Genomic DNA, 26,818 nt, shown 5'->3' on the forward strand with positions numbered 1-26,818 from the left:
ACACCTAATGTTGAAGAGAATTATTTTTAAATTAATCTTTAATTTATCTTCTTTAATAATCTATCGCCATAGTAACAAATTTCTTGTATGAATATTTTTGCAAATAAAATCTTATCTAATTCTCTATGGATGATATTGGAAAAATTAATTAGCATTTTAGGATTGATTTTTGTTAATTCATATATGGCAAAATACGTAGGACCAGAGAATTTTGGTAAATTAGTTTTTACAACTTCAATTTTTCTGTTTGTTCAAACTTTTTCTCTTTTTGGCACCCAAAATATTTTATTTAAGCGTTTAAGCATGAAGTCTGATTCAGGTCTAAAATTAGCTTTTGCATCACAAATAATGAGGAGAGTATTATATTTAGTCGCATCTATAGTTGCTTTGTCATATTTATATATGTCTGCTGATTATATTGTGTTTGTTTTTGCTGTTTGTAATTGTATTGCAACTTATTTTATAGTTAGTGATGTATATACGATATATAATAATAGTCAATTAAATTCTTTTGTTAATGTAATTTCAAATGTGGTAGGTTTGAGTCTTGCTTTAATATTAAGATATGTTTTAGTTAAGTTTGAGTTTAATATAAATTATATGGCAATTCCTGTTATTGTCATTGCAATGGTCCCTTATTTTATAAAAAAAATTTATTTTTTAAAAAAAGAAAATAAAATTATTGTCTCTAATAGTTTTAAATATAATAAATATTTGATTTTTACGGGCGGCAGTTTAGTTTTATCAACACTATCAATTACTTTGTATACGCAGATTTCTAATATTTTACTAGCTAAATACACTTCATACAGTGATCTTGGTGTATATAATATTGCAGTTACTATAGGTGGGGCCTGGGCATTTGTAAATTTATCTTTGATCACCAGTTTCTTTTCAAGAATATACTCCAAAAACAATAGTGAAATAGAAAAAAAATATCTAACTATTTTACACTATATTATTATATCTGTTTCAGTGTTTGTTTATGTTTTTTTATATATATATGGGGATTTTATAATACGTAATCTTTATGGTGAACAATATTTGCTATCATTAAATATTGTTCCTTACGCAGTAGTGGCAACAATGTTATCAGCACTAGGTACTATAAGTTATAGATATATTATTAAATATAGTGGCTATAGGTATTTATCTATTAAAATGTTGGTGGTAAGCTTATTGAGTATGCCTTTATCATATTATTTTATAAAATATTACGGTATATTGGGTGCAATGAAATGTTTAATACTTTTGGAGCTTATTTCATTAACGGTGGCAAATTACTTTTTTAGAGATGGTTTGATTATGAAGATGCATTTTAATTTATTAAAAGCTATTTTCGGGGTTGTTAAATGAATTTGGTAATAAAAAAAATTATTAAATCGATTTATAGAAAATTTCCTAATAAGCTTAAGGCTCAACTTGGTTATTATTTAAATTTTCGAGAATGGCCAAATTTAAACCAGCCACTAACATTTAATGAGAAAGTTTTAAATCGTATATTATATGATAGAAATATGATATATCCTCTCTTAGCTGATAAGTATGAAGTAAGAACATTAATTGGTAAAATATTGGGTGAAGAATTTTTAGTTCCTTTATTGTTTATGACAGATACACCTGAAAATTTGATGCAATTATCAGATTGGTCTAAGACAGTGATTAAACCTAATCATGGAGCAGGAATGGTCAAAATTTTTGATCATGATCCATCTAGGCGAGACAAAGAACAAGTAATTAAGCTTGCTAACAATTGGTTAAAATTAAATTATTCTATTTTGGCTGGAGAATGGCATTATGCGCATATTAAACCATATATCTTGGTTGAAGAAAAAATTACTGAGTTAAATGAAGATCTAAGAGATTATAAGTTTCATAGATTCAAGCAAAAAGATGGAAGCTACAAACAAATTCTGCAAGTAGTAGCTGAAAGATCAGTAAAGGGATATGAAACAGTATTCTTTGATCTAAATAATTTAGATTGTATTTTGCATTCACCTTTCGGTTATCAACTAACATTAAGTGACCTTGAAAAGGAGTGCATAGCTAAAATATGCAATTTAAATCTTAAACTAATCCCTGAAATTAACTATGTACGTTTAGATTGGTATATTACAACGGAAAATATTTATTTTGGAGAAATAACTTTGACTCCGGGGGCTGGTCGAAGTAAAAGCTTTGCGGGTAATTTTGGTTTAGAAATGGGTAAATTGTGGATAGCAGAATGAAAAAAATTACAGTTGTTGGTACAGGATATGTAGGCTTATCAAATGCAGTATTGTTTGCTTCTCAGCATGAAGTAATTAGTTTAGATATTGATCCAAAACGTGTGAATTTGATTAATCAAAGAATTTCTCCAATTGTAGATGAATATATTGAGAGAGCATTAGGTGATGTATCCTTGAATTTAACAGCAACATTGGATAAAAATATTGCTTATTCTGAAGCAGACTATATTATTATTGCTACGCCAACAAATTATGATTCAGAAACCAATTATTTTGATACATCTTCTATTGAAAGTGTAATTAATCAGATTTTACCAATTAATAATAAAGCTACAATTATTATTAAATCTACGATTCCTGTAGGTTACACATGTCAAGTTAAAAGGAAATTTAATACAGAGCAGATCGTTTTTAGCCCTGAATTCCTGCGTGAAGGCAAGGCTCTATATGATAATTTATATCCGTCTCGTATTATTATTGGTGAAAAATCAGAAAGAGCAGAAGAAATAGCACAACTTTATTTAAATGCCACAGTAGAAAAGAAAGCTAAAAAATTATGTATGGATTCAACAGAGGCAGAAGCTGTTAAGTTGTTTTCGAATACTTATTTAGCAATGCGTGTTGCTTATTTTAATGAATTAGATACTTACTGTGCTAAAAATAATTTAAATACTTATGATATTGTTAGTGGTGTGAGCTTAGATCCGCGTATTGGTAATCACTATAATAATCCTTCATTTGGTTATGGTGGTTATTGCTTGCCAAAAGATACAAAACAATTGTTAGCAAACTATAAAGATATTCCACAAAACTTAATTCAAGCGATTATTCATTCAAATAAAACACGTAAACAATTTATTGTAAAAGAGATTGTTAAAAAGCGACCTACATCTGTTGGTATCTATCGTTTGATAATGAAAGCAGGTTCAGATAATTTCCGTGATTCTGCAATTCAGGATATTATGCATGAATTAATGGAATATAATATTAATATTATTATCTATGAACCAACTCTAAATACTGAAACATTTGAGAATTATAATTTATGTAATAATTTAAATGAGTTTTTAAGTAATACAGATATAATATTAGCAAATCGAATACATGAAGATTTAGAAATTGTTAAAAATAAAGTTTATACACGCGATTTATTCGGAGATAACTAAGGATGACTATAAGTGGACAGCCCTTAGTAACAATTTATATACCTACTTATAATAGGGTAGACCTATTGAAGCGAGCTGTAGAGTCAGTACGTAAGCAAACATATAATAATATTGAAATTATTATAGTAGATGATTGCTCTACAGATGGAACGGAAGAGTTTTTAGCTGATGTAGCAAAACAGGATTCACGTATCCGCTACTTTCTAAAAGAAAACAATAGTGGAGCATGTGTAAGCCGTAATATTGCCATTGAGAAAGCTAATGGTGATTTTATTACTGGTCTAGATGATGATGATTATTTCCTAGAAAATAGGATCGCTTGCTTTGTTACAGAATGGAATGAAAAATATAAATGTCTTTTTTCAAACTTATTGATTAAAAGAGCAAATAATAGTGTCAGAACGAATTATCGCTATTCTATGAAGGATGAAGTGGTACAGTGTGATTTACTTAAAGCAAATCATATTGGTAATCAGGTGTTTACAAAGACTATATATTTAAGACAAATTCAAGGCTTTGATCCCGAAATGCAAGTTTGGCAGGACTTAGAATGCTGGTATCGCTTATTGTCTGATCAAGGCAAAGCTAAGAGAATTAAAAAAGATCTTTATGTGGTTGATATAAGTCACCCACATGAAAGAATAACGAATAAGAAAGGAAAGAAAGTATTACAGACCTATCAGTATTTCTGTAAAAAGCATTCCTTAAATGAAATTGAGATGAAAGATCTAGAAACTCATATGACAAATTATTCAGATATTAAGTTAAGTTATAGTACTTATGTTAGAAAATTTATAAACTTTCCATCATTAGGTAATTTTTTTAGTTTGATAAAAAAATTAAAGGCTATTATCAAATGAATAGAAAGACAGTATATTTTGTTTTGGATTCTTTTTCTGAAAAATCTAGAGGTGGAGTTAATCGCGTTGTTTCACAAATTGTTAATGAGTTAAGTAAAAATCATGAATATGATGTAAATATTTTGAGTTTCTCTAAAATGGAAAAGACTTCATTTCCTGTTTCAGATCAAGTTTCACTCCATTCTTTAGAAATGGAAAAGTTTTCTACAAAGAAATATAAAAGTATATTTAAACTATTGTGGTTAATTTTTGCATATTTAAAAATGCTAGAATTTCTTAGCAATAAAAAGCCTGCGTTTTGGATTCTAACATCACCCCCATTAATAGTATTATTTAGTTTATTGAGAATGAAGGGTCATAGAAAAATATTTTGTGAACATACATCTCCTTTGAATATTAAGCGTAATAAATTGGTTAATAAGTTTCTTTTAAAGCTAATGAAAAGAGCTGATTCTGTTATTAGTTTGAATAAAAAAGACAATGATTTTTATCTGGAAAATGGTATTAAATCAACAGTTATTTACAATGGCATGAAGTTTTCTAGTAATTTTTTAGAGAGAAAAAAATCAAAAAATTTTATTTTTGTTGGTAGGTTGTGTGAAGAAAAAAATCCACTTGATGCATTATCTATATATTATAAAAGTGATTTATATAAAAATAATTATAAATTAAATTTTTTGGGGTATGGACCTCAAGAACATATTTTGAGGTCTAAAATATTGGAATTAGGTTTAGAAAATTATGTAAGTATTTTTACTAATGAAAGAGATTTAAACCGTATTTATGGTGACGCTTGCTGTTTGATTATGACATCTCAGTATGAGGGTTTTGGTATGGTGCTGATAGAAGCAATGAGTTATGGTATACCTTGTATATCGTATGATTGTCCAAATGGTCCTAGAGATATTATTCAAAATGGTGTTAATGGTTTTTTAGTCCAGAATCAAGATGAAAAGCAGTTTGTTGAAATATTGAAAAAATTTGATTTTTTAAATTTTAATCCCAAAGAAGTTGTAGAAAGTGTAAGTAATAAATTTAATATTTCTGTAATTGTAAAACAATGGGAAAATCTTTTTGAAAATATAAAGATGTAATTGGGATAATGCAATGTATTTGAAATTTTTTTTGCCATTTTTGTTGTTAGCTTTATTGCAAGTTACAGCCTTTTATATCTATAATGGATTTTCATATATTCCTAGTGATAAAAATCAAATATTTATCACGATTATGTATATATTTTCTATTTTTGCTGTCATTGCTTACTGTTTATTTAATAATAAATCTAAAAAAATTGAACAAAATGATAAAAGAAATAAATACATTGAATTATTATTTTTAATAATAACAATAGTTTTGGTGTTAAAGCCAACCTTTATTATGTTTAGTATGGGTATGGAGTATGGCTTTGATTATGTTAGGCAGAATTTTTTCTCTAGTGATATTATTAGAGCACATGCTTTTGGTAATATGACTTTAGCAATTTTTACTCAATTTTATGTTGTTCCTGTATTGTGGTTTTATATTATTTATCTTATGGGTTGTAATAATAAAAAAACCACCTTTACTTTTTATTTTATTTTATTTTCTTTAATTGCTTTTAATTTATCATATGCAGGTCGTTTTTATATTTATTTTGCTCTACTTATTTTATACCTAAAAAATCTTATTGAGGGTAGATCTATTTTGGATTTTTTACGGAAAAATATTATATTAATTTTAAGTCTTTTTACGGTATCAACTTTAGTTGTTGCTCTCAGGAATAATCGCCAAGGCTTAGCTAACGAGTCTTCTGATATGTTGAGATTATTAGAGTATCATATACTTCAACCATTTTTTTTAGCACAAAAAATGGATCATAATGAGTTAATTTATGATGGTTATCCATTTAGGGTGATTATTGAGGGTTTTTTTGCACCTGTATTATATTTCTTTGAAATTACTTTTAAGGATTTACCTCAAGGAAAATATTCTCGTATATTTGACTCATCTACCTTATACTCAGTATATTCAGATTCATATTATAATGCATTTGCAACATTTTTCCCTTATATTTATATAGATTTTGGTTATCTTTCACCCTTATTTTCTTTCATAATAATTATATTTTTTTTAATGTATTCTAAAATTATCTTAGATAATGGTCTCCGTACAAAATATATTGCTTATATCGCTCTAACTTTGTATTTTAGCTTATTTCAATCCACTTTGTTCTCTTATGGGACAATTAGTATTTTAATTTTATTTCCACTGCTTAATTATTTATTCTTTAGACCAAAAAAAAATTGATTTTGTGAGCAAATTTATGTCTTTTTTAGTTACTGTAATTACTCCCTCATATAACTCATCTCAATTTATTGAGCATACGATTCAATCGATTCAGAATCAGACGTATAAAAATTGGGAGTTATTAATTATTGATGACTGTTCAATAGATAAATCTCGTGAAGTTATTCAATCTTATGTAAATAAAGACTCACGGATTAAAATGATCTGTCTAGAGCAAAACTCTGGTGCGGCTGTAGCTCGAAATACAGGCATAAAAAATGCTTCTGGCAGATTTATTGCTTTTTTAGACAGTGATGACACCTGGTATCCTAAGAAATTAGAAAAACAATTAAATTTTATGTTAGAGCATAATTATGCTTTTACTTATACTCAATATCATCAAGTCAATGAGCATGGTGAAAAGATAGGTGAACTACATTTTCCTGATCGGACAGACTACTATAGTTTGCTAAAAACATGTGTGATAGGTTGTCTCACTGCGATGTATGACACGCATAAATTAGGTAAAGTTTATTTCCCACTTATTCGTAAGCGACAAGATTTTGGGCTTTGGCTGAAGATTCTTAAAATGGAACCGTATGCTTATTGTGTGCCTGAAGATTTAGCTTCCTATACCGTTAGATCTGATTCAATTTCTGCTAATAAGTTTAAGGCTGCACAATACAATTGGCATTTATATCGCCATATTGAACAATTATCTTTAATGCAAAGTATTTACTATTTTTCCCAGTATGCAATTAGAGGTATACTACGAAACAAATTTAAAAGGTTATCAAAACTCTTAAATCTATAACGGATAATCTTATCCTAAGTTTTTACTAGAGGTGTAAGAATCAATGATGAGATCTATTATGATAAGTATTTTGGGGGTGTGGATATAGTATGAAAAGGCTGATTGACATTGTAATAGCTCTATTTGCATTGATTATACTTTCCCCAATTTTTATGATTGTTTGTTTGAAAGTACGCAAAAATCTAGGTTCACCTGTATTTTTTTATCAAGAACGTCCAGGTAAAGACACAAAAATTTTTAAGATGATCAAGTTTAGGTCAATGTTGGATGCTGTTGATAAAAATGGTAATCCTCTCCCAGATGCACTACGTATTACACCTTTTGGACATAAATTGCGTTCCACAAGTTTAGATGAAATGCCGCAGCTTATTAATGTGTTGAAGGGTGACATGAGTATTGTAGGGCCACGTCCACAAATGAAAGATTTTCTAGAACACTATACTCCTGAGCAAATGCGTCGCCATGAAGTGAAGCCCGGTATGACAGGACTCGCTCAAGTCAGTGGACGTAATAATCTCTCATGGGAAGAAAAATTTGAGTTAGATGTACAATATGTCGATACTCATACCATATGGCTTGATTTTAAAATTATGTTTAAAACAGTTGAAGTCATGTTAAAGAAAGAAGGCATTAATGCTCCAGACCAAGAGGTTGGAGCAGTCCGTTTTTCAAGCCAAAATAATTCTCAGTCTGAATCAATTCGTAAGTAATTTATTTTTATCACAATGAGTCATATGATCAAAAAAGCCATTCTCCCTGTCGCAGGTTTAGGTACACGTTTTTTACCTGCCAGTAAATCTATTCCCAAAGAAATGGTCACTGTCGTTGACCGCCCTGCGATTGAATATGTGGTCAAAGAAGCAGTTGCAGCTGGGATTGAACAGATTATTCTTGTCACCCACTCTTCAAAAGCTTCGATTGAAAATTACTTTGATCGAAATTTTGAGCTAGAAACCACCCTAGAAAATAAAAAGAAATTTGATTTACTCAAAGAGATTACCGAAATTTTACCGCCACATGTGAGTGTAATCAGTGTACGTCAACCTCAGCCACTGGGTTTAGGTCATGCTGTACTGTGTGCCAAAGCTGTAGTAGGTGATGATGATTTTGCGGTGCTATTACCAGATGTTCTTGTAAAAGATTCCTCAGAAACCAATGATTTGAGTTTAATGATTCAACGTTTTGATGAAACACAAGCATCACAAATTATGGTGGAAGCTGTACCTGATCATCTAGTGGACCAATATGGTATTGTCGATGTTGCTTCTATACCTGCCGAAGGGCATAGCATCCAAATGCAAGGGATTGTAGAAAAGCCAGCAGTCGGTTCAGCACCGTCAAATTTATCGGTAGTGGGTCGCTATATTTTACCAGCCAAAATTATGCAACTTTTAGAGCAAACGCCTAAAGGTGCGGGCAATGAAATCCAACTGACCGATGCCATTGCCATGCTACAACAAACCGATACAGTTGAAGCGTATCGTATGAAAGGTCAAACTTTTGACTGTGGTAGCAAGTTGGGTTATTTAAAAGCTGTACTTCATTATGGTGTAGATCATCCCAAATTGGGTGAAGAGTTTAAAACTCTTATTCAAGAACTCAAATTGTAATTGAGGAATTTTGATGAAAGTTGCAGTCTTTGGTCAAACGCTTTTTTCGGGCGTGTTCGCTGCTTTGCTAGCAGAATGCGGTCATCACGTTTTTTGGTATGAACCACTGAAAACGTATGAAAGCGAACATGTGTATATGCAAGATGAAGCTGTAAAAAATCTACTCAACAAACAACAAAGTAATTTTTTAAAATACTGCGACTTTAATAATATTCCATTAGATGCAGATGCTTATTTCTTCAGTTTTAACCCTGCCGAAGAAAAGCAATGTATTGAAATTCTTCAAAACATCAAACAACGTCCCATTATTCACCCTAAATTGATGATCAATGCGTCTACTTTAGGACTGCATGGTACAGAAAAATTTGTAAAAATTTTGCATGAAGATGAGTGGGTCTATTTACCCGACATGATTCAGGAAGGAAACGCGTTACAAAGCTTTGCCCAAGCCAAGCAGTTGATTGTTGGGGCTGCATCGGATGTTGCTCAAATTAAAATTAAGGAACTCTTACGCCCTTTATTCCCACGTCAGCAGCAGTATCTTTTTATGCCCATTTTAGATGCTGAATTTACTAAGTTGAGTATCTCTGGCATGTTGGCGACACGAATTAGTTATATCAATGACTTGGCAATGGTTGCTGAGAAATTAGGCATTGATATTGAGTCAGTTCGTCAGGGGATGGCTGCGGATAATCGTATTGGTGGATCTTATCTCTATCCGGGTGCAGGCTTTGGTGGAGAAAATTTTTCACATGATATTCAGACCCTAACGCATACGGTGTCAGGTGTTGGTGCAAATAGCCAATTACTAGCTCAAGTTTGGGAAATTAATGAGCAGCAAAAAGAAGTTTTATTCCGCAAATTATGGAATTATTATCATGGTGATTTAAAAGGGAAAACTGTTGCGATATGGGGTGCTGCATTTAAAGAAAAAACCTCCAGTACGCGACAATCTCCTATTCATGCCATGTTGGCAGCACTATGGGCTCAAGGTGTAAAAGTTAAATTACACGACCCTCAAGCCTTGGAAGAAATTAAAAAAATATATGGTGAGCGACCTGATCTTATATATTGCACAGAGCAATATGAGGCAGTGCAAGATGCACATGCTTTGTGTTTATTGACTGCATGGAAACAATATTGGAGTCCAAATTATACCGAATTGCTTAAAACCATGCAGCATCCGCTTATTTTGGATGGGCGCAATATTTATGATCCAACATATGTGAAGTCTCAAGGTTTTGCATATATGGGGGTAGGACGTTAATGGCTGTTAAAACTCAACCTTATGCTGTACAAAGTTTAGATTCAGTTTTAGGCAGTCTTCATAGTTTGAAAACTGAATTTGAAAATAAGCATTTAACACAACTCTTTGCTGAAGACCCGCAACGATTTGAAAAATACTCTGTGCCTTTAGAGCCGGTGGTTTTTGATTTTAGTAAACATAGAATCAATCAGTCTGTTGTCAAAAACCTAGTCCAGTGGGCACAGACACAAGATTTAACCTCGTGGATAAAGCGTTTATTTTCTACTGAAGAAATTAACTATACCGAACAGCGTGCAGCCATGCATTGGGCACTGCGGTTACCTAAAGATGATCAGTCTCATACTGAATTAGCAAAACAAGTGCATACACAACTTGAGCGTATGTATGCTTTGGTAGAAAAAATTCATGCTGGCCAGTGCCGCGGCGCAACTGGTGAAGTCATTCAAGATGTGGTGAATATTGGTGTCGGAGGGTCAGATTTAGGACCACTGATGGTGAGCCATGCCTTATCTGATTTCAAAAAATCCACATATAAGCCACTCAATGTACATTTTGTTTCGACTATTGATGGTAGTCAACTTTCAGATTTATTGCATCAACTTCGGCCCGAAACCACGCTATTTATTATTTCTTCAAAATCGTTCGGGACCATTGATACCTTATCCAATGCGCAAACAGTTCGTTTATGGCTTGAAAAAGCACTTGGGCAAGAATCACAAATTTTAAAGCATCATTTTATTGGCGTATCTACCAAAGCAGATAAAATGACGGAATGGGGCATAGCAGCCGAAAACCAATTTTTGCTCTGGGATTGGGTCGGCGGTCGCTATTCACTTTGGTCATGTATTGGTTTACCGATCGCACTGACAATTGGAGTTGATGGCTTTAAACAACTGTTAGCTGGCGCATATGCGGTAGACCAGCATTTTCAGACGGCACCTTTCGAACAAAATATTCCTGTATTAATGGGCTTATTGGGTGCGTGGAATAATAATTTCCTTGATATTCAGACCCATGCAGTACTGCCCTATGATGGGCGTTTGAAATATTTTGCCTCTTATTTGCAGCAGTTGGAAATGGAGTCGAATGGTAAATCGATTCAGCGTAATGGTCAAAAAGTGGATTGGGATACTTGCCCGATTATATGGGGGGAAGTGGGACCGAATGCACAGCATGCTTTCTACCAATTGCTACATCAAGGCAGTCAAGCAGTGAGTTGTGATTTCATTGCGCCCGTGCAGCGCTATCAGGCCCAACAATTTACCTATGTCGATAATGCAGAGGCGCTGGTGGAACAGCATCATTTGGCCTTATCCAATTGTTTGGCTCAATCGCGCTTACTGGCATTTGGTAATCAGGCTTTGGATCAACAAGAAGTACAAGATTTGCCGGAATATAAACAATATGAAGGCAATCAACCAAGTTCAACCATTTTATTGCAAGAGCTAAATCCTTATAGTTTGGGCATGCTGATTGCGATGTATGAGCACAAAGTCTTTGTACAATCTGTGCTTTGGAATATCAACCCATTTGATCAGTGGGGTGTTGAAAAAGGCAAAGAGATTGCCAATCAATTGTTGCCGATTTTAAATGGGAAACAGACAGATTTATCCGCACTCGATGCGTCGACACAAGGTTTAATCCAGATATTAATGGGAAAATAAAATGTCTAAGGTTTTAGTGACAGGTGGTGCAGGTTATATTGGTTCACATACTTGTATTCAACTTTTGAGCGCAGGGCATGACGTTGTTGTACTGGATAATTTGTCCAACAGTTCTGTCGAATCTTTAGCACGTGTTCAAGCGTTGGCAGCTAAAAAATTAGATTTTGTTGAAGGTGATATTCTCGATCAGCAAATTTTAGATCAAATTTTTCAGCATCATTCCATTGATGCAGTGATTCACTTTGCAGGTTTAAAAGCTGTGGGTGAAAGCCAAAAAGAGCCACTAAAATATATTGAAAATAATATCTCGGGTTCTATTAGCTTAGTTAAAGCGATGGAGCGTGCTCAAGTCTTTAAGTTGGTCTTTAGTTCATCAGCAACAGTCTATGATGAAGCCAATATTTCACCCTTGAATGAAACCATGCCTACAGGTATGCCAAGTAATAACTATGGCTATACCAAACTGATTGTCGAGCAATTACTAGAGAAATTATCGGCTGCAGATGAGCGCTGGTCAATTGCATTGCTGCGTTATTTTAATCCGGTAGGGGCACATCAAAGTGGTCAAATGGGTGAAGACCCACAGGGGATACCCAATAATTTGATGCCTTATGTCACACAGGTGGCAGTCGGCCGTCGTGATAAGTTGTCAATTTTTGGCAATGATTATGACACGGTAGACGGTACAGGTGTGCGTGATTATATTCATGTGGTTGATTTGGCCAATGCACATTTATGCGCATTGAATCATCGTTTAAAAACGCAAGGCTGCCGCGCTTGGAATATTGGTACAGGCAATGGAATTTCAGTAAAACAAATTCGAGATACTTTTGAAAAAGTGAATGGTGTTGAGATACCTTTTGAATATGTACCTCGTCGAGAAGGTGATGTTGCAACTTCATTTGCTGATAATGCCCGTGCTGTCGCAGAGTTAGATTGGCAGCCTCAATATGGTTTAGAAGATATGTTGAAGGATAGCTGGAACTGGCAAAAGCAAAATCCAAATGGATACAACTAAGATTTAAATTTAGTGTGTAAATTCATTAAATACAGTATGGCAAATTTTGTATTTGCCATACTTCTCACTACTTAACTTAAGTCGTGAGTCGTGTATTGATTGTGCAAAAATGATGATAGATCTTATCTTTTGTTTGAAAAAAATCGTTATCATATGTGAAAGATAAATTGACTGAAATAATATATGAAATATCAATCTCTTAGGGTTTTATCATTTGCCATTTTTTCTTCTCTAGCTCTGCCGGTTTACGCTCAAGGGATCATTTTGAATAATGATGGTCTACGTACAGATCTAAATTGGCTGAACCAACAAGGTGTGATTCAAATCAGCACTTCGACTTGGCCATTGAGTGGTGAAGAAATTCAGCGTGCATTATCTACTGCCAAAATTGAAAATAATGCTCAGCAGAAAGTTGTCAATTCGGTCATGGCAAATTTAGAAGCAGAAAATACCTCTATTAAGCTCGCTTTATTTGCTGAAACAGATCCACAGAACATCCCGCAAAAATTTGCAGATGAGCAAAAGTCTCAATATCAAGCAGCGCTTGAATTGAATGCAGGTGGTGCCCAATGGGATGCAAAATTGCGAGTAAATGCTGAAAAAGATCCGATCATTGACCATGGACATGATGTCAATTTAGAAGGTTCTTATATTGCAGGAAAATTGTGGAATCAATGGTTGATTGCGGGACAAATCCCAACCTATTGGGGACCTGGACATGAAGGAAGCCTAATCCGTGGTGATGCGAGTCGCCCTGTTTATGGTTTGACCATGCAGCGTGCTGAACAACAGGCCTTTGAAACAAAGTGGCTGTCATGGATTGGACCTTGGCAATATCAAGCTTTTGCTGGCCGATTAGATGATTATAAAGCCGTTCCTGATACGAATTTATTAGGCCTACGCTTAACTGCACAGCCATTGCCTTATCTTGAGCTCGGTGCCTCAAGAACTTTTCAAATTGATGGTCAAGGGCAACCAGGTAGCTTAAAAGCATATTGGAATGCTTTTGTTGGGAAAGATAATGGATGTAATGATGGTGTATGTGTTGGTGAAGACAATGCATCGAATCAAATAGCAGGTTTTGATGCGCGCTTGAATCTGAATCATTTTACAGACATCCCCATGAGTATGTATGCTCAATATGTGGGTGAGGATGAGGCAGGACTTCTACCTTCTAAGAAAATGTATTTGGCTGGAGTTGATTATTCCTCTCAACTGAATAGCATGCCTTATCAAATTTATGCAGAGTGGGCAGATACACGAACCAATGGTGATGCGCTTGGTATTTCTTACGATCATCATATATATACAGATGGCTATTATCAACACGGCTTCCCGTTAGGGCATGTCATGGGCGGGGATGGTCAAATGCTAAGTCTTGGTGGAGATATTCGCTTTGATGTTATGAATCGCTTAAATGGTCGAGTAATGATGGCCAAAGTGAATCAGTCAAATTCAATAAATAATCATGCATTTGCGCAAAAAGATGAAATTAAAGCTTTAGATCTTACTTGGACACATTACTTAAAACCAAATGCGCCATTGAAACTGAATGGATGGGTGAGTGATTCTGATGTCTATGGTCAAGATGCGGGGGTGTCTATCGGAGTCGAAATTCCATTGGATCGTTCATTATTTTAATCAGTTGTCAGCTTAAATAGAATTTCTTTCTAGTTGAGCTAAGAAAAAAACCATTCAACTTAATGAATAAGTTGAATGGTTTTTTATTAGCATGCAGAAAAATTTACCCTTGAATCAACTGCGTTAATTCATCGACATAATCTTGCATTGGTTTTGGATTTTGGTCTTTTCGGCTTTCAATATTTAAGCGTAAAAGTGGTTCAGTATTCGATGCTCGAACATTGAGACGCCATGCACCAAAATTCAGACTGACACCATCCGTTTCATCAATTGCAGGATTTTGATTGGCAAAGTGATCAAAAATCTTTTGAATGGTGGCTTGAGTATCCGCAACTTTAAAATTGATTTCACCCGAACAAGGGAACTTTTCAATCATACCTTCAACCAGTGAAGACAATGTTTGCTGGGTTTCTGAGAGTACAGAAATTGCCAATAACCAAGGAATCATACCACTGTCACAGTAAGCAAAATCACGGAAGTAATGATGTGCTGACATTTCACCGCCATACACTGCATTGTGCTCACGCATTTTTTCTTTAATGTATGAATGCCCTGATTTAGACTGAATCGCTTCACCTTGGTACTGTTCAATGACATCAAAGGTATTCCAAACCAGACGAGGGTCATGCACAATTTTCTCACCAGATTGTTTCAGTAAGAATGCTTGTGCCAATAGACCGACAATATAATAGCCTTCAATGAATTGGCCTTTCTCATCAAATAAGAAGCAGCGGTCAAAGTCGCCATCCCAAGCGATACCCATATCTGCATGATGTTCAATCACCGCATTACGGGTACTGTCACGGTTTTCAACAAGAATAGGGTTGGGAATACCATTCGGGAAAGTACCATCAGCATCATTGTAAATTTTGACAAATTCAACAGGCATATTGAGCTGTTTAAATTTTGCTTCAATGGCATCAACCACATGGCCCGCAGCACCGTTACCTGCATTCATCACCAATTTGAGTGGGCGAATTTTAGCAGGATTAATATAAGACATTAAATGATCAATATATTCAGGCAGAATATTGTATTTTTCAGTTTTACCTTTGGCTGAAACTGCATTAAAGTTGCCTGATTCAGCCAGTAAGCGAATTTCTTTTAGACCTGAATCTGCTCCAATGGGGCGTGCATTTTCGCGCACTAATTTCATGCCGTTGTAGTCCATTGGATTATGACTTGCGGTAATTTCGATGCCACCTTGTACATCAAGATGGAAAGCGCCGAAATAGACTTCTTCAGTCCCAGTCATACCTAAATCTAAAACATCAACACCCGCATCATTCAGACCTTTGATGGTGGCTTGCTTTAAAGCTTCACTGCTTAGGCGGATGTCGCAGCCAACCACAATTTTTTTAGGTTGATAAATTTGCCCATAAGCACGACCGATTTTATAAGCAATTTCTTCGTTCAGTTCTGTACCGAGTTTGCCGCGGATGTCATAGGCTTTAAAACAAGTTAGCATTGTCATGTTTATTTCCAACTATAGAAAAAAGGGCTGGAAATTCCAGCCCTTGATCAAAAATTATTATTCCACCGTCACTGACTTCGCCAGGTTACGTGGCTGATCGACATCTGTTCCACGCAGCACTGCAACATGGTATGAGAGTAATTGCACGGGTACGCTGTATACGATTGGTGACAAGATTTCATTCACACTTGGCACATAAACCACGTGTTGACGATCTTTCGCTTTGATGCCGCTGTTTTCATCTGCAAAAACAAACAATTCACCACCACGCGCTTGCACTTCTTCCATATTCGATTTGAGTTTATCCAACATGTCATCTTGTGGAGCAAGAATCACTACAGGCATATCATTATCAACCAGTGCCAATGGACCATGTTTTAACTCACCAGCCGCATAACCTTCAGCATGGATGTATGAAATCTCTTTAAGTTTCAAAGCACCTTCAAGGGCGATAGGGAACTCAGTTCCACGACCCAAGAATAGGCAGTGATTTTTTTCAACAAATAATTCTGATAGACGTAGAATCTCAGCATTATTTTGTAAAGTATCTAAAATCACTTTCGGTGTATGCCATAGCGCAGCAATAATTTCAGAGACACGGTCAGTTGAAATGCTTTGCTTAATTTGACCAATTTTCAATACCAATAGCATCAATGCCGCAAGCTGTGTGGTAAATGCTTTGGTCGAAGCAACACCAATTTCAGGGCCTGCGAGCGTCAACAAACTGTAGTTGGTTTCACGGACCATTGAAGACGTCGCAACGTTACAAATGGTCATGGTGGTAATATCTAAACCCTTAGCGCCAGCACGCTTTTGTGTATCACGCAGTGCAGCTAAAGTATCGGCAGTTTCACCTGATTGAGAAATACATACATACAGGGTGTTATTGACAATCACTGGTGAGCGGTAACGGAACTCACTGGCAATTTCAACTTGGCAAGGTACGTCAATGAGTTGCTCAAACCAATATTTGGCAATCATACCAGCATGGTAACTGGTGCCGCAGGCAATGATTTGCACTTGCTGAATTTTAGTAAAAGCATCAGTCGCATTGATTAAGAAATCATCACGTAGTGCATTGCCATTTAATGCCTGAGAGATCGTTTGCTTAATCGCTTCAGGTTGCTCATAAATTTCTTTGAGCATGTAATGCTTGTATTCACCTTTCGATGCGTTACTTACCGTTGCATCTAGCTCTTTAATTGGGCGGTGCACGAGTTGACCATCAACAAATACTTCAATGGTATTACGGGTTAAACGCGCAATATCACCTTCTTCAAGGTAAATAAAACGATTGGTAATCGGAAGAAGGGCCAATTGGTCTGAGCTAATAAAGTTTTCACCAATACCTACACCAATCACAAGTGGTGAACCTTCACGTACTGTGATTAATTCATCAGGATGGTCGGTATGTACGATACCCAGTGCATAAGCACCTTTGAGTTGAGGCACGACACTTTTAACTGCTTCTAAAAGACTCGGGGTGGTTTTTAAAGCGTCATTGACTAAATGCGCGACAACTTCTGTATCTGTTTGTGAGGTAAAGACATAACCAAGCGCTTCAAGATCATCTTTAAGCTCTTGATAGTTTTCAATAATGCCGTTATGAACTACAGCTACATTACCTGAAATATGCGGATGGGCATTATTTTCAGTCGGTTTACCATGGGTTGCCCAGCGCGTATGTGCAATACCGACCGAACCTGCGATATCTGCTTCTTCAACGGCTTGTTCAAGATTTGCAACTTTACCTACGCGACGTTCACGTAGAACATGGCCTTTATTAATCAGCGCTAAACCCGCAGAGTCATAGCCACGATATTCAAGACGCTTTAAGCCTTCAATTAAAATATTGGTAATACTACGTTCTGCAACGCCACCGACAATACCGCACATAGTTTAATCCTCTTATTTCTTCAATTTTTGGGGACGTTGATAGTTTTCTTTGGCAAATTGCTTCGAACGTTCTACCGCAAGGCTATTGTCTGCCACGTCACGTGTAATGGTTGAGCCAGCACCCACTGTTGCACCATGACCAATGGTGACAGGAGCGACTAATGAGCTATTTGAGCCGATGAAAGCTGAGTCACCGATAATGGTTTTAAATTTGTTTGCGCCATCATAGTTGCAGGTAATGGTGCCTGCGCCAATGTTTGAACCTGCACCGACTTCCGCGTCACCTAAATAGGTAAAGTGGTTGGCTTTAGAGCCTAAGCCGACAGTGGTATTTTTAACTTCAACAAAGTTACCAATATGCACTTCATTGGCCAAGTTTGCGCCTGGGCGTAAACGTGCAAATGGACCGATTTGAGCGTCTTCACCAACAATGGCGCTGTCAAAAACGCTATATGGTTGAACTTTAGTACCTGCCGCAATCTTGGTGTTTTTAATGATACAACCTGCACCAATTTCTACGTTATCACCGAGTTCAACATCACCTTCAATAATCACGTTAATATCGATACGGACATCTTGACCAACAGTCAATGTACCACGTAAGTCGAAACGTGCAGGATCAATCAGGTGAATGCCTTGTTGCATCAGTTGTTTAGCTTGGAATGCTTGAAATTCACGTTCAAGTGCAGCTAACTGTACACGGTCATTGACACCTTCCACTTCGAAAGCGCGTTCTGGCTCAACAGATGCCACTTCGAGACCGTCAGCAATTGCCATGGCAACGATATCGGTCAGGTAATATTCACCTTGCGCATTGTTGTTGCTTAATTTTGGCAACCATTCATGTAATTTGGCATTACTTACGGCATAAATACCGGTATTAAATTCTTTGATTTTACGTTGTTCTTCAGAGGCATCTTTGTGTTCAACAATGGCTTGAATTTTGCCATTTTCACGTACAATACGACCATAACCTGTCGCATCATTAACCGTTAGGGTTACTAAGCCAATACCTGTTTGAGCAGATGCATCTAATAGTTTTTGTAATGTTGCTTCAGTGATACAAGGCACATCACCTGAGAGAATCAAAGAAATCCCAGTTTTTGCTAGGACAGGCAGAGTCACTTTGACTGCATGGCCTGTACCCAATTGTTCTGCTTGTTCAACCCATTTGACATTTTCATGTGCAAACGCGTTTTGAACCAATTCACCGCCATGCCCATAGATGGTAATTATTTCTTCTGCATTTAGTTTTTTCGCCGTGTTGATGACATGACCGAGCAGCGGTTGTCCTGCGAGGGGTTGTAAAACTTTGGGTAAACGTGAACGCATACGTGTTCCTTTACCTGCAGCAAGAATAATAACGCTAGTAGACATGTTTAATCCTAGGTGTTTCTATTACATAGACAAAATATAAAAATAAATACAGATGCAAAGCGCGGCCCAAAGGCCTGCAATGATGTCGTCGAACATGATGCCAAAGCCACCACCGACTTGACGGTCAATGACACGAATTGGCCACGGTTTCCAGACATCAAATAAACGGAATAAAGCAAAACCAATCAATGCCCAAGTCCAGCTCATTTGCCCAAGATATAAAATCGGGAGGAAGGTAATGGACTGACCGGCAAATTCATCCCATACGATGCGGCCATCGTCATGAACACCCATGACTTTGGCGGTTTGACCACAAATATAGATCCCAATAATCGACATGATGATCATGACTATAATGGAGTTGAAAAAGCCGATTGCAAGCCAACCTGGAATAAACAACAAAGCAAAAGCAGAGCCAAAGGTGCCCGGTGCTTTGGGTGCAAGACCCGAACCAAATCCCACGCCACAAAAGGCGATGACTCGGTTAAACCAAGACATGGATTTAAAGTTAATGGCTGGCTTATGCAAAATGCTGGTATCCCTTAAATTTTATCACTTGGTCAACACCGTGGTTGTTATAACGGATTCCCAAATTAGGGGTGATTTGACCGATTTTACTAATGTTTACATCTAATTTTAGTTGCAGAAGTTTTTTATAATTCTGCGGACTTATTGTAAAGCATAACTCGTAGTCATCTCCACCCGCGAGGGCGTATTGCCACTGCTTTTCTTGTTGTAATTGTTTTACATCGTGATCGATAGGAAGTTGATCTAATTCAATTTCTGCACCGACGTTTGAAGCGGCGAGGATATGTCCTAAATCTTGTGCGAGCCCATCAGAGACATCAATCATACTGTTGGCTAAGCCTTTGAGCTGTTGGCCCAGTAAGCAACGGGGTGTGGGATAATCTAAACGGTGCTGTAAGCGATGACCTAAATGGTTTAAGCCAAATGCTGCGTCACCGACTTGTCCGCTGACGCAGATATAATCACCGATTTGGGCACCTGAACGCGGGACGGCTTGTCCCGATTCAACCCAGCCGAGGGCTGTGACTGAAATCGTCAGATGTGGATTTTGAGTGGTATCCCCACCGATTAAACTCACACCAAATTGATCGCAACAATCATATAAACCCTGACTAAAGCCTTTGAGCCATTTATGATCAATTTGGGGTAGGCTTAATGCCAGTAAAATACTATGCGGTTTGGCGCCCATTGCAGCAATGTCAGAAAGGTTGACGGCTACAGATTTCCAACCAATGGCATGTGGGTTGGTGTCGAGAGGAAAATGACGTCCAGCAACGAGAGTATCGGCACAGATGACCAATTGTTGCTGTGGAGGAGGGGTGAGCAAGGCTGAGTCATCACCGACCCCTAAATCGACAGCACTGCTGCTGTGACGATTAAAATAGGTGTCAATGATAGAGAACTCAGCCATACAACGTACTACTTAAAAAATTAATTAGCTTGTTGTTTTTCTGCTGCACGCAATGTAGTCGCTAAACGATCCAATACACCATTGATGTATTTATGGCTGTCTGCACCGCCAAAATGTTTAGCTAACTCGATCGCTTCATCGAGCACGACGCGATATGGAATCTCAAGATGTTCTTTGAGTTCATATGCACCAAGACGAAGTGTTGCAAGTTCAACACCATCTAAAGCGTCTACTTCACGATCGAGTACAGGGATTAAAAGCGCATCCAATGCTTCATGATTGGCAACAACCTCGGTCAATAACTCGTGGTAATAGCCGAGGTCGACCTTGTGCATGGCATTATCCACACGTGTACGTGCTTCAATCTCATGCACAGGATTGCGGCTCATTTGCCATTCATAAATTCCTTGTACAGCAAAGCGACGTGCTTTACGTTTTGCTGCATAAGTTGCTTGAAGTGTTTGCGACATAGCGTTAAATAGCCTTTAACAAGTTAACCATTTCAATAGCAGTCAAGGCAGCTTCACTACCTTTATTGCCTGCTTTTGTACCTGAGCGTTCAATCGCTTGTTCAATACTATCCGTAGTCAATACACCGTTGATGACTGGAAGGCCAGCGTCTAGACCAACTACGCCTAAACCTTTGGCACATTCGCCAGCAACAAAATCGAAGTGAGGCGTGCTACCACGAATCACTGCGCCAAGCGCGATGATGGCATCGAAACGATCTGAAGCTGCAAGTTTTTTTGCAACCACAGGAAGTTCCCAAGCACCCGGTGCATGAACAACAGTGATATTATCCTCTGATACGCCATGACGTTTCAATGTATCAACGGCACCTTCTAGCAAATGTTCAACAACAAAGCTATTAAAACGACCAACTAAAATCGCATAACGGTCTTCGTTCGCGAGATGTAACATACCTTCAATACGGCGAACTGCCATAGCAACCTCGATTATTTCTCTGATGTTTGATTTGCGGTGATGTATTCCACCACTTCTAAGTTAAAACCTGATAGTGCATTAAAGCGTAGTGGAGAGCTGAGTAGCTTCATTTTTTCCACGCCTAAATCACGTAAAATTTGTGCACCCACACCAATGGTTTGATACTGCTGAGACAGTGCCGCATTGGATTTAACATTTTTCGGTGCAGTTAAATTTTCTAAAGCAGGGCCTAAGTCCTGTAAATGACGCTGACCAATCCATACTAAAACACCACGATCGCTGGATGCGATTTCTTTGAGTGCTTTATCGAGATTCCACGCCGGAGCACCATCTTGTTTATTGAGTTTTAATAAGTCACGAACCGGGCTGAAACCATGTACACGGACTGTGGTTACGCCTTGTTTCGGTTCGCCTTTAACCAGTGCCAAATGAATGTCTGGGTTACCAATTTCACGGTAACGGAACAATTCAAAAGTACCGTATTCAGTATCTAAAGTTTGTTGATCAATGCGCTCAACGGTTTGCTCATTGGTCATGCGGTAGTGAATTAAGTCCGCAATCGTCCCCATTTTTAAGCCATGCTTTTCAGCAAAGACTTCAAGATCAGGGCGACGTGCCATGGTGCCGTCTTCATTGATGATTTCACAAATCACCGAAGCTGGTTCAAGACCTGCTAAACGCGATAAATCACAACCGGCTTCAGTGTGGCCTGCACGGTGTAGGACACCACCAGGCTGTGCCATCAGCGGGAAAATATGGCCTGGCTGTACGATGTCAGCCGGTTTAGCATGTGCTGCCACCGCCGTTTGAATGGTGTGCGCACGTTCAGCAGGTGAGATGCCTGTTGAAATGCCATTTGCTGCTTCAATCGACAAGGTAAAGTTGGTGCCGTGCTGTGCACCATTGGCATCTACCATGAGTGGTAGATTTAACTGTTGGCAACGCTCTTTGCTGAGCGTTAAGCACACAAGACCACGCGCATGCGTAATCATGAAGTTGATATCTTCAGGGCGTACGTGGGTCGCAGCGATAACAAGGTCGCCTTCATTTTCACGATCTTCATCATCCATCAGGATGACCATTTTTCCTGCACGAATATCAGCTACGAGCTCTTCAACAGTATTGAGCGGCATCAATCTTCACCTTTTTGTTTGTCTCGAATGACATTTACTTGCATTGATTGTTGCATAGTCTAACGTTTTTTTGCGTTCTTTGCCTATGCTTATCATTTTCCTTTAGTGGCTCATTGTTATACACAGTCGTCAGAACCTTGAAAAGAGGACTTTATTTGAATTGTGCCATTTATGCCCAATCTTTAAGCGATTGAAAAGCATAAAAATTGGCAACCTTATACGGATATTGAATAATTAAGCCAAAGGAAGCTGACAGTTTGTCGGAAGCGTTTAATCGCATAACTACATGAAGGATCACATAAAATAATCGTCACTTATGCAGCTGAGTGAGCAGCTAAATAATCTTGAATGATCATTTTATTGGCCTGCAAAATGCTTTTTTGTAATTCGGGATCATGCATTGCTCGTGCAATTAAAACCGCACCGACCAATTGGGACATTATGGCCCAAGCTTTTTCTTCACTCGCCAAATGTGCGCTAAATAAAGCATGACCGCGCAGTAATTCCTTTTCATAGGCCTGTTTAATCGTGTCATCTGCACGAGCTACTTCGGTCGCAAGTGTCGGCAAAACACAGCCTTGTTCAGGATGTTCAAGGTGGGAAGGGGTTAAGTAACGGTCTAATTCAAAATTAATCCAGTCGGCTGCATTGTGATGCGGGTTGCTTTGCCACATGTTAAAGCTTTGCTGCAATTCATATTCAACCAATGCTTTGAGTAAATCCTGTTTTGACGAAAAATGTGAATAGAATGCGCCACTAGTTACACCTGCAGCTTTCATTAAGCCGTCAACACCTGTTGCAGCAAAGCCATTTTTTTTCGCAATTTGCCCCGTAATGTTGAGCAATTCTTGTCGTTTTTGTTGTTTGTATTCGGGTTTATAGCGCATGTGCATGACCCTAAAAAATTATGATTGACGATAAATTAATCATAACATAGTATTCGTTATGGTAACGATCGTTATTCAATAAAATTGATCGCACATGGAATATAAAAACTATCCAGCACGAGGAGATCGTCATGGAAAATAATCATATATCTAAGCCTGTCAAAGGTGTGGCATTGATCATTGGTGCAGGAGATGCCACCGGTGGTGAAATTGCCAAACGCTTTGCTTGTGGTGGTTATACCGCATGTATGACGCGGCGTAATGTCGACAAATTACAGCCCTTAATTGCTGAAATTCAAGCACAGGGAGGGACTGCTTTTGGCTTTGGTTCGGATGCTCGAAAAGAAGAGCAAGTGATTGAACTCATCGAGCACATTGAATCAAACATTGGCCCGATTGAGGTCATGGTCTTTAATATTGGTGCCAATGTGCCATGTAGTATTTTGGAAGAAACCGCACGTAAATATTTCAAGATTTGGGAAATGGCATGTTTCTCGGCATTTTTAACGGGTCGGGAAGTGGCGAAGCGCATGGTGAGCCGTGAATCTGGCACAATTATTTTTACGGGTGCGACGGCTGGGGTTCGTGGTGCCGCAGGCTTTGCCGCTTTTGCTGGCGCAAAACATGCGCTTCGTGCCTTGGCACAAAGCATGGCACGGGAACTAGGTCCACGTAATATTCATGTGGCGCATGTGGTGGTTGATGGGGCGATTGATACCGACTTTATTAAAGAGACTTTTCCCGATTTGTACGCAAAAAAAGCGCAAGATGGTATTTTAAATCCAGTACATATTGCGGAAAATTATTGGCATCTCTCACAGCAACCACGAGATGCATGGACGCATGAATTAGATCTGCGACCGTGGATGGAACGCTGGTAAGCACTGATTTAAAAATATTAGGAAAATAAGCAAAAAAGGACGAAAAAAATGAAAGTCATTGAATTTTATTTTGATGTCGGCAGTCCATATAGCTACATTGGATTTCACCGTATTCAGCACATTGCTGAGCAATATCAGGCAGAAATTATCTGGAAACCGATGTTATTGGGTGGTGTGTTTAAAGCCACAGGCAATAGTAGCCCGATGGCTGTGCCTGCCAAGGCACGTTATTCCATGATTGATCTTCAACGTTGGGCAAAGCTATGGCAGATACCTGTACAGATGAATCCGTATTTTCCGATCAATACTTTGCAGCTGATGCGTTTGATAACCGCAGTCCAGTTATTTCAGTCTGAAGAGTTTCTGAAAGTATTGACGGGTATTTTTAACGCGATGTTTGGTCAGCCACGCAATTTAAATGATCTCACCACCTTCATGCAACTCATGCAAGAACTGGGGCTAGGTGCAGAACAAGTGAAACAGTGGTTGGATGATGAAAAAGTCAAATCTGAGCTGAAAGTGGTGACCGAAGAAGCTATTGAACGGGGTGTGTTTGGGGCGCCAAGTTGGTTTGTGAATGATGAACTGTATTGGGGTGTAGATCATCTACATTTTGTAGAGGATGCTTTACAAGGGCAGTAACGCTTGGTGATACACGGATGGATCCATTAAAAATTGAAATAAAAAAGCGAACCTCAGTTCGCTTTTTTATGATCTGACTCAAATCAAGACTTAGAAGAAGCCCATCGGCTTGGTGTCATAGCTCACCAAGAGGTTTTTGGTTTGTTGATAATGATCCAACATCATTTTGTGATTTTCACGGCCGATCCCTGATTTTTTGTAGCCGCCGAATGCAGCGTGTGCAGGATAGATGTGATAACAGTTGGTCCATACACGGCCCGCCTGAATGGCACGACCCGCACGATATGAAGTATGTGCTGAACGCGACCAAACCCCTGCACCTAGACCATAAATCGTGTCATTGGCAATTTTAATGGCATCATCAAAGTCTTTAAAGGTTGCTACTGAAAGCACAGGGCCGAAGATTTCTTCTTGGAAGATCTTCATGTCATTGGTGCCTTTGAAAATGGTTGGTTCAATATAGAAACCTGTACCGACTTCATTGCGTGGATCACCACCAGTAATGAGCTGTGCACCTTCATTTTTACCTGTCGCAATACAGCCCAAGATTTTGTCTTGCTGCTCTTGCGATGCCTGTGCACCAATCATGGTATCGGTATCGAGTGGATGACCCGTCTTAATACGTTTGACACGTTCGACAGCCATTTCCAAGAATCGATCTGCAATGCTTTCTTGTACCAATGCACGTGAAGGACATGTGCAAATTTCACCTTGGTTGAGCGCAAACATGGCAAAACCTTCGAGTGTTTTATCTAAGAACTCATCATCTTTGTCCATGATGTCTTCAAAGAAGATATTTGGTGATTTTCCACCAAGTTCTAAAGTCACAGGAATGATATTTTCAGTCGCATATTGCATGATCATTTGACCCACAGCGGTTGAACCGGTGAAGGCGATTTTTGAGATGCGTGGATTGGTCGCCAATGGACGACCCACTTCAACACCATAACCATTCACAATATTCAGCACGCCCGGTGGGAGTAGGTCTTGAATGATTTCAGCCAAGACCAAGATGCTGACAGGCGTTTGCTCCGCAGGTTTCAATACGATGCAGTTTCCCGCAGCCAATGCTGGAGCAAGTTTCCAAGCCGCCATCAAGATTGGGAAATTCCACGGAATAATTTGTCCGACCACACCAAGTGGCTCATGGAAATGGTAAGCAATGGTATTTTCATCAATTTCAGAAATGCCGCCTTCTTGCGCACGGATACAGCCGGCAAAATAACGGAAGTGATCGATACAGAGTGGAATATCAGCGGCTAAGGTTTCACGAATCGGTTTACCGTTGTCCCATGTTTCTGCGACAGCAAGGAGCTCTAGGTTTTCTTCAAGTCGATCGGCAATTTTTAATAAAATATTTGAGCGTGTGGTTGGGGAAGAGGCGTTCCATTGGGCTTTGGCTTTATGCGCTGCATCCAAAGCCAATTCGATATCTTCAGCAGAAGAACGTGGCACTTTGGTAAAAACTTTACCGTCTACAGGGGAGATATTTTCAAAGTATTCACCTTTCACTGGCGCGACCCATTGGCCACCAATCAGGTTTTCATACTGAGCTTTAAACTGAACTTTTGAACCGGGTTGATTAGGATCGACATAACGCATATGAATTTTC

25 protein-coding genes are annotated in these 26,818 nt (G+C 37.9%); 15 read left to right on the forward strand and 10 right to left on the reverse strand.

The genetic code is table 11. From position 1 onward, the window contains the following. Positions 1-87 precede the first annotated feature (87 nt). The 13 genes from FTT76_RS10540 (at position 88) to FTT76_RS10600 (ending at position 14,533) form a co-directional block, all read left to right on the forward strand. Complete coding sequence (locus FTT76_RS10540; protein WP_180190494.1) at positions 88-1,356, forward strand: oligosaccharide flippase family protein; 1,269 nt, start codon at positions 88-90, stop codon at positions 1,354-1,356. Further along, the gene (locus FTT76_RS10545; RefSeq protein WP_180190495.1) at positions 1,353-2,228 is read left to right on the forward strand and encodes an ATP-grasp fold amidoligase family protein; all 876 of its coding nucleotides are present in this window, start codon (positions 1,353-1,355) and stop codon (positions 2,226-2,228) included. The genes FTT76_RS10540 and FTT76_RS10545 overlap by 4 nt, the downstream gene beginning before the upstream one ends. Further along, positions 2,225-3,394: a nucleotide sugar dehydrogenase gene (locus FTT76_RS10550; RefSeq protein ID WP_180190496.1), complete on the forward strand. Its 1,170-nt coding sequence runs from the start codon at positions 2,225-2,227 to the stop codon at positions 3,392-3,394. The genes FTT76_RS10545 and FTT76_RS10550 overlap by 4 nt, the downstream gene beginning before the upstream one ends. Before the next feature lie 2 nt (positions 3,395-3,396). Beyond that, a complete protein-coding gene (locus FTT76_RS10555) occupies positions 3,397-4,254 on the forward strand; it encodes a glycosyltransferase (RefSeq protein ID WP_180190497.1) in 858 nt (285 codons plus the stop codon). Beyond that, positions 4,251-5,348, forward strand: coding sequence for a glycosyltransferase (locus FTT76_RS10560; protein ID WP_180190498.1), 1,098 nt, complete (start codon positions 4,251-4,253; stop codon positions 5,346-5,348). The genes FTT76_RS10555 and FTT76_RS10560 overlap by 4 nt, the downstream gene beginning before the upstream one ends. A 13-nt stretch (positions 5,349-5,361) precedes the next feature. Beyond that, a complete protein-coding gene (locus FTT76_RS10565) occupies positions 5,362-6,540 on the forward strand; it encodes an O-antigen polymerase (protein WP_180190499.1) in 1,179 nt (392 codons plus the stop codon). A 16-nt stretch (positions 6,541-6,556) separates the two neighbouring features. Then, positions 6,557-7,333, forward strand: a complete 777-nt coding sequence (locus FTT76_RS10570) for a glycosyltransferase family 2 protein (protein ID WP_180190500.1) — start codon at positions 6,557-6,559, stop codon at positions 7,331-7,333. A gap of 89 nt (positions 7,334-7,422) precedes the next feature. Continuing rightward, positions 7,423-8,043, forward strand: a complete 621-nt coding sequence (locus tag FTT76_RS10575; RefSeq protein ID WP_180190501.1) for a sugar transferase — start codon at positions 7,423-7,425, stop codon at positions 8,041-8,043. A gap of 24 nt (positions 8,044-8,067) precedes the next feature. Next, entirely contained in the window at positions 8,068-8,943 is an 876-nt protein-coding gene (gene galU / locus FTT76_RS10580) for a UTP--glucose-1-phosphate uridylyltransferase GalU (RefSeq protein WP_180190502.1), read from the forward strand. Positions 8,944-8,956: 13 nt separating this feature from the next. After that, a complete protein-coding gene (locus tag FTT76_RS10585) occupies positions 8,957-10,210 on the forward strand; it encodes a nucleotide sugar dehydrogenase (protein WP_180190503.1) in 1,254 nt (417 codons plus the stop codon). Then, a complete protein-coding gene (gene pgi, locus FTT76_RS10590; RefSeq protein WP_180190504.1) occupies positions 10,210-11,874 on the forward strand; it encodes a glucose-6-phosphate isomerase in 1,665 nt (554 codons plus the stop codon). The genes FTT76_RS10585 and pgi overlap by 1 nt, the downstream gene beginning before the upstream one ends. A 1-nt stretch (position 11,875) precedes the next feature. After that, on the forward strand, positions 11,876-12,892 hold the full coding sequence (gene galE, locus FTT76_RS10595; RefSeq protein ID WP_180190505.1) for a UDP-glucose 4-epimerase GalE: 1,017 nt from the start codon (positions 11,876-11,878) through the stop codon (positions 12,890-12,892). A 183-nt stretch (positions 12,893-13,075) separates the two neighbouring features. Then, positions 13,076-14,533, forward strand: a complete 1,458-nt coding sequence (locus FTT76_RS10600; RefSeq protein WP_180190506.1) for a capsule assembly Wzi family protein — start codon at positions 13,076-13,078, stop codon at positions 14,531-14,533. A gap of 103 nt (positions 14,534-14,636) precedes the next feature. On the opposite strand, the gene FTT76_RS10605 is transcribed toward FTT76_RS10600, so the two are convergent. The 9 genes from FTT76_RS10605 to FTT76_RS10645 all read right to left on the reverse strand — a co-directional run bounded on the left by FTT76_RS10605 (position 14,637) and on the right by FTT76_RS10645 (position 23,683). After that, entirely contained in the window at positions 14,637-16,007 is a 1,371-nt protein-coding gene (locus tag FTT76_RS10605; RefSeq protein ID WP_180190507.1) for a phosphomannomutase CpsG, read from the reverse strand. A 57-nt stretch (positions 16,008-16,064) separates the two neighbouring features. Further along, positions 16,065-17,903, reverse strand: coding sequence for a glutamine--fructose-6-phosphate transaminase (isomerizing) (glmS, locus tag FTT76_RS10610; protein ID WP_180007993.1), 1,839 nt, complete (start codon positions 17,901-17,903; stop codon positions 16,065-16,067). A 12-nt stretch (positions 17,904-17,915) separates the two neighbouring features. Further along, positions 17,916-19,280, reverse strand: a complete 1,365-nt coding sequence (gene glmU, locus FTT76_RS10615) for a bifunctional UDP-N-acetylglucosamine diphosphorylase/glucosamine-1-phosphate N-acetyltransferase GlmU (RefSeq protein ID WP_180007992.1) — start codon at positions 19,278-19,280, stop codon at positions 17,916-17,918. A gap of 21 nt (positions 19,281-19,301) precedes the next feature. After that, a complete protein-coding gene (locus FTT76_RS10620) occupies positions 19,302-19,778 on the reverse strand; it encodes a phosphatidylglycerophosphatase A (RefSeq protein WP_078194116.1) in 477 nt (158 codons plus the stop codon). Between the two features lie 22 nt (positions 19,779-19,800). After that, a complete protein-coding gene (thiL, locus tag FTT76_RS10625; protein ID WP_180007991.1) occupies positions 19,801-20,718 on the reverse strand; it encodes a thiamine-phosphate kinase in 918 nt (305 codons plus the stop codon). Between the two features lie 20 nt (positions 20,719-20,738). After that, the gene (gene nusB / locus FTT76_RS10630; protein ID WP_078191534.1) at positions 20,739-21,188 is read right to left on the reverse strand and encodes a transcription antitermination factor NusB; all 450 of its coding nucleotides are present in this window, start codon (positions 21,186-21,188) and stop codon (positions 20,739-20,741) included. 4 nt (positions 21,189-21,192) lie between these two features. Next, complete coding sequence (ribE, locus tag FTT76_RS10635; RefSeq protein WP_180007990.1) at positions 21,193-21,663, reverse strand: 6,7-dimethyl-8-ribityllumazine synthase; 471 nt, start codon at positions 21,661-21,663, stop codon at positions 21,193-21,195. An 11-nt stretch (positions 21,664-21,674) separates the two neighbouring features. Beyond that, complete coding sequence (gene ribBA / locus FTT76_RS10640; RefSeq protein WP_078191533.1) at positions 21,675-22,796, reverse strand: bifunctional 3,4-dihydroxy-2-butanone-4-phosphate synthase/GTP cyclohydrolase II; 1,122 nt, start codon at positions 22,794-22,796, stop codon at positions 21,675-21,677. A gap of 314 nt (positions 22,797-23,110) precedes the next feature. After that, on the reverse strand, positions 23,111-23,683 hold the full coding sequence (locus FTT76_RS10645) for a TetR/AcrR family transcriptional regulator (protein ID WP_180007989.1): 573 nt from the start codon (positions 23,681-23,683) through the stop codon (positions 23,111-23,113). 131 nt (positions 23,684-23,814) lie between these two features. On the opposite strand from FTT76_RS10645, the gene FTT76_RS10650 reads away from it, so the two are divergent. Both FTT76_RS10650 and FTT76_RS10655 read left to right on the forward strand, forming a co-directional pair. Beyond that, positions 23,815-24,564, forward strand: a complete 750-nt coding sequence (locus tag FTT76_RS10650) for an SDR family oxidoreductase (protein WP_180007988.1) — start codon at positions 23,815-23,817, stop codon at positions 24,562-24,564. Positions 24,565-24,612: 48 nt separating this feature from the next. After that, positions 24,613-25,206, forward strand: coding sequence for a 2-hydroxychromene-2-carboxylate isomerase (locus tag FTT76_RS10655; protein ID WP_180007987.1), 594 nt, complete (start codon positions 24,613-24,615; stop codon positions 25,204-25,206). A 90-nt stretch (positions 25,207-25,296) separates the two neighbouring features. On the opposite strand, the gene FTT76_RS10660 is transcribed toward FTT76_RS10655, so the two are convergent. Beyond that, positions 25,297-26,808, reverse strand: coding sequence for an aldehyde dehydrogenase family protein (locus tag FTT76_RS10660; RefSeq protein WP_180007986.1), 1,512 nt, complete (start codon positions 26,806-26,808; stop codon positions 25,297-25,299). Positions 26,809-26,818 lie beyond the last annotated feature (10 nt).

Source organism: Acinetobacter sp. YH01009 (assembly GCF_013420765.1).
In the GTDB taxonomy this organism is placed as follows: Bacteria; Pseudomonadota; Gammaproteobacteria; order Pseudomonadales; family Moraxellaceae; genus Acinetobacter; species Acinetobacter amyesii.

What these genes read in the sequence shown, in the direction of transcription:
- glmU (WP_180007992.1), bottom strand. Translation starts at nt 19,280, where the DNA reads ATGTCTACTAGCGTTATTATTCTTGCTGCAGGTAAAGGAACACGTATG.
- FTT76_RS10650 (WP_180007988.1), top strand. Translation starts at nt 23,815, where the DNA reads ATGGAAAATAATCATATATCTAAGCCTGTCAAAGGTGTGGCATTGATC.
- FTT76_RS10620 (WP_078194116.1), bottom strand. Translation starts at nt 19,778, where the DNA reads ATGTCTTGGTTTAACCGAGTCATCGCCTTTTGTGGCGTGGGATTTGGT.
- ribBA (WP_078191533.1), bottom strand. Translation starts at nt 22,796, where the DNA reads ATGCCGCTCAATACTGTTGAAGAGCTCGTAGCTGATATTCGTGCAGGA.
- FTT76_RS10550 (WP_180190496.1), top strand. Translation starts at nt 2,225, where the DNA reads ATGAAAAAAATTACAGTTGTTGGTACAGGATATGTAGGCTTATCAAAT.
- FTT76_RS10555 (WP_180190497.1), top strand. Translation starts at nt 3,397, where the DNA reads ATGACTATAAGTGGACAGCCCTTAGTAACAATTTATATACCTACTTAT.
- FTT76_RS10585 (WP_180190503.1), top strand. Translation starts at nt 8,957, where the DNA reads ATGAAAGTTGCAGTCTTTGGTCAAACGCTTTTTTCGGGCGTGTTCGCT.
- galE (WP_180190505.1), top strand. Translation starts at nt 11,876, where the DNA reads ATGTCTAAGGTTTTAGTGACAGGTGGTGCAGGTTATATTGGTTCACAT.
- thiL (WP_180007991.1), bottom strand. Translation starts at nt 20,718, where the DNA reads ATGGCTGAGTTCTCTATCATTGACACCTATTTTAATCGTCACAGCAGC.
- FTT76_RS10605 (WP_180190507.1), bottom strand. Translation starts at nt 16,007, where the DNA reads ATGACAATGCTAACTTGTTTTAAAGCCTATGACATCCGCGGCAAACTC.
- FTT76_RS10565 (WP_180190499.1), top strand. Translation starts at nt 5,362, where the DNA reads ATGTATTTGAAATTTTTTTTGCCATTTTTGTTGTTAGCTTTATTGCAA.
- galU (WP_180190502.1), top strand. Translation starts at nt 8,068, where the DNA reads ATGATCAAAAAAGCCATTCTCCCTGTCGCAGGTTTAGGTACACGTTTT.
- FTT76_RS10560 (WP_180190498.1), top strand. Translation starts at nt 4,251, where the DNA reads ATGAATAGAAAGACAGTATATTTTGTTTTGGATTCTTTTTCTGAAAAA.
- ribE (WP_180007990.1), bottom strand. Translation starts at nt 21,663, where the DNA reads ATGGCAGTTCGCCGTATTGAAGGTATGTTACATCTCGCGAACGAAGAC.
- FTT76_RS10655 (WP_180007987.1), top strand. Translation starts at nt 24,613, where the DNA reads ATGAAAGTCATTGAATTTTATTTTGATGTCGGCAGTCCATATAGCTAC.
- FTT76_RS10645 (WP_180007989.1), bottom strand. Translation starts at nt 23,683, where the DNA reads ATGCGCTATAAACCCGAATACAAACAACAAAAACGACAAGAATTGCTC.
- glmS (WP_180007993.1), bottom strand. Translation starts at nt 17,903, where the DNA reads ATGTGCGGTATTGTCGGTGGCGTTGCAGAACGTAGTATTACCAATATT.
- FTT76_RS10570 (WP_180190500.1), top strand. Translation starts at nt 6,557, where the DNA reads ATGTCTTTTTTAGTTACTGTAATTACTCCCTCATATAACTCATCTCAA.
- FTT76_RS10575 (WP_180190501.1), top strand. Translation starts at nt 7,423, where the DNA reads ATGAAAAGGCTGATTGACATTGTAATAGCTCTATTTGCATTGATTATA.
- pgi (WP_180190504.1), top strand. Translation starts at nt 10,210, where the DNA reads ATGGCTGTTAAAACTCAACCTTATGCTGTACAAAGTTTAGATTCAGTT.
- FTT76_RS10600 (WP_180190506.1), top strand. Translation starts at nt 13,076, where the DNA reads ATGAAATATCAATCTCTTAGGGTTTTATCATTTGCCATTTTTTCTTCT.
- nusB (WP_078191534.1), bottom strand. Translation starts at nt 21,188, where the DNA reads ATGTCGCAAACACTTCAAGCAACTTATGCAGCAAAACGTAAAGCACGT.
- FTT76_RS10545 (WP_180190495.1), top strand. Translation starts at nt 1,353, where the DNA reads ATGAATTTGGTAATAAAAAAAATTATTAAATCGATTTATAGAAAATTT.
- FTT76_RS10660 (WP_180007986.1), bottom strand. Translation starts at nt 26,808, where the DNA reads ATGCGTTATGTCGATCCTAATCAACCCGGTTCAAAAGTTCAGTTTAAA.
- FTT76_RS10540 (WP_180190494.1), top strand. Translation starts at nt 88, where the DNA reads ATGAATATTTTTGCAAATAAAATCTTATCTAATTCTCTATGGATGATA.